The organism is Clostridium sp. UBA6640, assembly GCF_002455975.1.
In the GTDB taxonomy this organism is placed as follows: Bacteria; Bacillota; Clostridia; order Clostridiales; family Clostridiaceae; genus Clostridium_J.
Genome location: NZ_DKLM01000148.1, coordinates 1 through 4751 on the forward strand (window position 1 = coordinate 1; position 4751 = coordinate 4751).

General features: G+C 28.9%; 5 protein-coding genes. 1 reads left to right on the plus strand and 4 read right to left on the minus strand.

Annotated features, from left to right (window positions below; translation table 11 throughout):
* The first annotated feature begins 439 nt into the window (after positions 1–439).
* Positions 440–1363: a S66 peptidase family protein gene (locus tag B2W91_RS16755; protein ID WP_291583005.1), complete on the plus strand. Its 924-nt coding sequence runs from the start codon at positions 440–442 to the stop codon at positions 1361–1363.
* A gap of 304 nt (positions 1364–1667) precedes the next feature.
* On the opposite strand, the gene B2W91_RS16760 is transcribed toward B2W91_RS16755, so the two are convergent.
* The 4 genes from B2W91_RS16760 to B2W91_RS16775 form a co-directional block, all read right to left on the minus strand.
* On the minus strand, positions 1668–2171 hold the full coding sequence (locus B2W91_RS16760) for a hypothetical protein (protein WP_291583008.1): 504 nt from the start codon (positions 2169–2171) through the stop codon (positions 1668–1670).
* A gap of 490 nt (positions 2172–2661) precedes the next feature.
* Positions 2662–3282, minus strand: coding sequence for an HD domain-containing protein (locus B2W91_RS16765; RefSeq protein ID WP_291583009.1), 621 nt, complete (start codon positions 3280–3282; stop codon positions 2662–2664).
* A 39-nt stretch (positions 3283–3321) separates the two neighbouring features.
* Positions 3322–4137 carry a TIM barrel protein gene (locus B2W91_RS16770; protein WP_291583010.1) on the minus strand — a complete coding sequence of 272 codons (816 nt, stop codon included), beginning with the start codon at positions 4135–4137 and terminating at the stop codon, positions 3322–3324.
* Between the two features lie 245 nt (positions 4138–4382).
* Positions 4383–4676, minus strand: a complete 294-nt coding sequence (locus tag B2W91_RS16775; RefSeq protein ID WP_291583011.1) for a hypothetical protein — start codon at positions 4674–4676, stop codon at positions 4383–4385.
* Positions 4677–4751: the final 75 nt, after the last annotated feature.

Here is a 4751-nt window from a genome sequence, read left to right on the forward strand (position 1 = left end):
TCAATCGTCAATTCTCAATTTCATGTTAATGTAAACTTAAGTAATTTAATAGCACAATTTTATGAGCTCATAGATTAAATTTAGAGTTAGTATACCTATATTCCCTAGAGAATATTGTTTTCCTCCTCATTTCACTAAAACTAATGACTAACATAGTACCATAATCTACTTATTAGAAATTACTATAAAGTCATAAACTTAATAAAAGGCGACGAAATTTTTGAAGCAAAATAGAAAAATTTATATTCTTATACAAAGGATATAAGTAATAATGAGTAACTTCATATAATATCCTAGTAATAATGAAACGAAGTTTTAGTAATTTCGCAAGTCTAAACTTCCTGTCCGTGAGAGGATGATAGATATAAATAGCACAAGGAGTAGTTTTTGCGGAGTTGTAAGATTATACATTATTAAGTTATTTAGAAGGTGAATAAGTATGGCAACGAGACCACAAATTTTACGTACAGGAGATACAATCGGAATAGTTACTTTAGGGAGTCCATTATCTGCGAATGCCATTAATACTGGCATACAGACTCTTAATAATATGGGCTTTAATGTAGTTTTAGGAAAATACGTATATTCTTCTAATGGATATCTTGCAGCCACAGAAGAAGAGAGGGCCTCTGACTTAATGGAGATGTTTAAAAATCCTGATGTGAAGGCTATTATACCCTCAAGGGGTGGAGTAGGTGTCGCAGGCATTATACCATATCTTGATTACTCTGTGATTGCACAGAACCCAAAAATTCTCACAGGGTACAGTGATATAACAATTTTATTAAATACTTTGTATATATGGGCTGACTTAATTACTTTTCATAGTCTTCTTTTAATAGACTTTAAACCGACTACTCCTGCATACAACTTCGATCAGTTTTTCACTGCTACGTCTACACTTACCTCACCAAGAGAGCTTGAAAATCCTCCTGGAATGTCTCTAATGAGCATGGTTCCTGGAAATGTAACGGGGTCTATAGTAGGAGGTAACCTTACATCCTTTGTAGATAATCTTGGCACCCCATTTGAAGTTGATACTAGAGGAAAGATAATATTAATCGAAGAAGTCCATGAGCCTATTAATACAGTTTACAGGTATATAAACCATCTAATATTAGCAGGTAAATTTAGAGATTGTGCGGGCATAATTATGGGTGAATGTACGAATTGTACGATTGCATATGGTAAGTCATATGAAGATTTAATTAATGAAGTTATGGTACCATTGAATAAACCTCTTATGACAAATTTAGCATCAGGACATGGCAGATATAAGATGGCTATACCTATAGGTGCTCAAGCTAACCTTAACACTTATAACAATACATTGACAATACTTGAACCAACAGTGAGTATATAAAAAACGAAGGATTTACAAAGCGCCGTATTATTCATAACTGAATTTTAAGGTTTCTTTACGCCACATTTCAATCAATTTGTGTAATCATATAGAGTAATAGTATATTTCTTAGGAAATACTTTTCTTCCTATTTCAGCAAATTTAACACCTATCATACCCTATAAATTGCTTATTAAATTAAATGCTATTTTGAATAATAACGTAAAAATACCGTATATTCATTTCTGAATAATACGGTATTATGTTGAATATCTTATATAAATAAAGCTAAAGATTAGCTTTATTATAAAGATATAGTTATTTTTTATTTACCAACAAATGTAGCTGCTCCATTATCTCCACTATAAGGAGGAGCTCCTTCAACAGTTACATAGCAAATTATTAGTTTATATTTCTCCCCTTTAGGAATATCTTGGTTAAAAGTTAATATAAATGTTTTTGCTGAACCATCCTTTGAACTAATTTTAACTAAATTATCAGTAAGTGAATTATCTGCATTTACCTTATCATTTTTACCAAGCGTAGCTATATGTTCTGGTTTAACATTCTTTCTATCCTGAATCCAGTAATTGGTTGCTTTTGTCCCTAATTCCTTATCTACATCTCTATCATAACTTATTTGAATTTGGTTAGGCGAGATCTGTTCAACCTTTACTAACTTTGGAATAGGAAATTTCTTATCCTCAGTAGAATTTAAGGAAGTAGCTGAAACCTCAATAATCGGTCTAGCACTTATATTCCCTCCTAGAAATGATTGAACTGCCATTACAGTACATGCAATTAAAAAATAACTTAAGTATTTCTTCATAATTACCTCCTAGTATATTTAATAAATATTGTCATAAAATTATCTTTCCCAAATTTATTAAATATATCAGTCTAAAGAAATTATTTAATACTGTAATATTTACTTTCTATCCAATATATGATAACAGATACTAATTTAGATTTTCTGACGAACACTGTTCGCCGCTACACAAAATATATTTTTTTAAATATATTTAACTATAAAATAACATCTTTCATTTAAATACTGTAATAATTTATATTTTTATAAATTTGTACCCCATCTAATTTTTTATTCATAATATATTCTTTATGGAATACCATTCTCCTCCTTATTTCAATAAAAATAACATGCATCATAGTATTATAATTTTCTTATTAAAATTAATATAAAATCATAAAGTATTTCAAATTGTGTAATAAAAAATATCGTACATTTATTTCTGAATAATACGGTATCTTAAGAAATCATTCGTTTTTCTAGCTATTATGCAATAGTATCTAATGAAATATTATTTAAATGTATTTTCCGCTACATTAGGTAATATACTATAGATTGATTTACCAATTTCACCTTCAAAATAACGTTGATTTTCAAAGGTTGATTTCCATCTTGGTATTGTATATTCATTGATTCCACCTCTTAATGCTATATCTACAAGTCTTTTTTCAATTAAGCAGAATCCCTCTGGTAATGATAAATAATCACACAACTTAATTAATTTGTCATAGTCTGTTTCCTCTGTTTTTGATAAATATTCTTTTACAAAATCATATTCTTCTTTTGTACCATCCCATTTTCCTACAATAACAACTTCATTGTTATATCTAAATGCTGTGTGACTTAAACAAGTTCTTGCTACTAAATCATATCCCTTTTCAACTGCATAGTTATATCCATCCAGTCCATGTCTCATGCCATGTACACCTTCTCTTCTTCCTATGTCATGCAGCAAGCCTAAAATATATGCTACTTCTGGGTCTAGATTGTCTGTTTGCTCTGCAATCAATTTTGCACTTTTAGCCACATTCATTGAATGTCTAACCCAAGGACCAGGATTTAGTTGTTCTGCTTCCTTTAAAAATTTCATTGCTTCTTCTAATGTTGGTACACTTTGATTATTATATCCCATAATTATTACTCCCCTTTTAGAATAAATCTATCCATATACTCATATTATAATTTTTCTTACCCACTTTAATCCTTCTCCAACAAATTTTTTACTAGGATTGGTTTCTGGTGTATGTTCAAAAATAAAGGTCATATCCTTACATTGTGCCAAAAATCTTATTATGTGTTCAACTTTATGACTGTGTTCATCATGCTCTTGGCTTGGATGAACTGGTATCCAAATATAATCGTTTCCTTCATAATAAATATTGTGCAAATGAGCTTCTACTATAAAGTTTTTCCACTTTTCTAAATAATCCAAAATTTCATCTCCTACAGCAATAATATAATCTCCAATATCCATACACATTTGTATATTATATTTTCCCCATATTTCTATTGGAAAGCTTTGAAGAGATTTTATCCCTGCTCCAGAACGATTCAAGCCAAGTTTTGGCTCACATATCATTTTAATATCATATTTTTCTTGTATGTAATATAATTTCTTTAATCCCTCTTCAATTATCTCAACAGCATTAAATGGCACTTCATCTTTAAAATATGGAAAATGAACTAAAAGATATTCTGCACCTAAATCTTTCATTCTTTTTGCTTCAACTTCTAGCATATTCCATGCATCACTAGGCTCATATTTAACTTTTTCAAGCAAATCATATTTACTGCCGCTACGTAATAATGGTGAATGAATTCCAAATGAAAGTCCTTTTGCTTTATTTATCTCTAAAAATTTATTTACTGCCTGTTCATCAGGAAATTCTCCAATTTCAATATGATCGATACCTTCTATAAATAATTCCGAATATAATTCTGGATTTGAAAAAATTGCGCTTCCTGACATACCCAATCTATTTCTCATATTCTTCTCCTATATACCCTACTTTTTAAAATCACAGCCTTCATATATTTTACATATACTATATTCCTTGGAAAATATCTTTATCCTTCTCAATATATTAAATAAAAATCCCCTTATTAGTCCATTATTTAAAGTTAATCTGGAATTATGCTTTTATTAAAAAATACCGTAAAAATTCATTACTGAATAATACGGTATTCTAATAAAATATTTGGATCTTTAATCTTATATCCAACCTTTACTACTTAACCAATGTGTAAATCATTATTAGCTTTTATATTATATACATACTTTTTTGCCTGTAATAAATCAAAACCTAATGTTTCTCTCACTAATTTTATTGCTTTTACATCTTTATTTTCATTTAATAAATTTCTGATTTCACTATCTAATTCATTATTTTCTCCTCTTTTCAGCAATAAAATTTCATTTTCTAATTGTTCAATCCTTCTTTTTAAAGCAGTTTTAGAATTAGATATTTTTTCTAATATTAAAAGAACCATTAATATTCCACTTAAAGCAATCAAATAAATATTCAATTTCAACACCTCCAATAATATAGCTTGCATTATGGAGCCTTTATATGGTTCCATAATGAAAATTTAACTTATGCA

Excerpts from the sequence above, each read along its gene's own strand:
- B2W91_RS16755 (WP_291583005.1), top strand. The coding sequence starts at position 440 with ATGGCAACGAGACCACAAATTTTACGTACAGGAGATACAATCGGAATA.
- B2W91_RS16760 (WP_291583008.1), bottom strand. The coding sequence starts at position 2,171 with ATGAAGAAATACTTAAGTTATTTTTTAATTGCATGTACTGTAATGGCA.
- B2W91_RS16765 (WP_291583009.1), bottom strand. The coding sequence starts at position 3,282 with ATGGGATATAATAATCAAAGTGTACCAACATTAGAAGAAGCAATGAAA.
- B2W91_RS16770 (WP_291583010.1), bottom strand. The coding sequence starts at position 4,137 with ATGAGAAATAGATTGGGTATGTCAGGAAGCGCAATTTTTTCAAATCCA.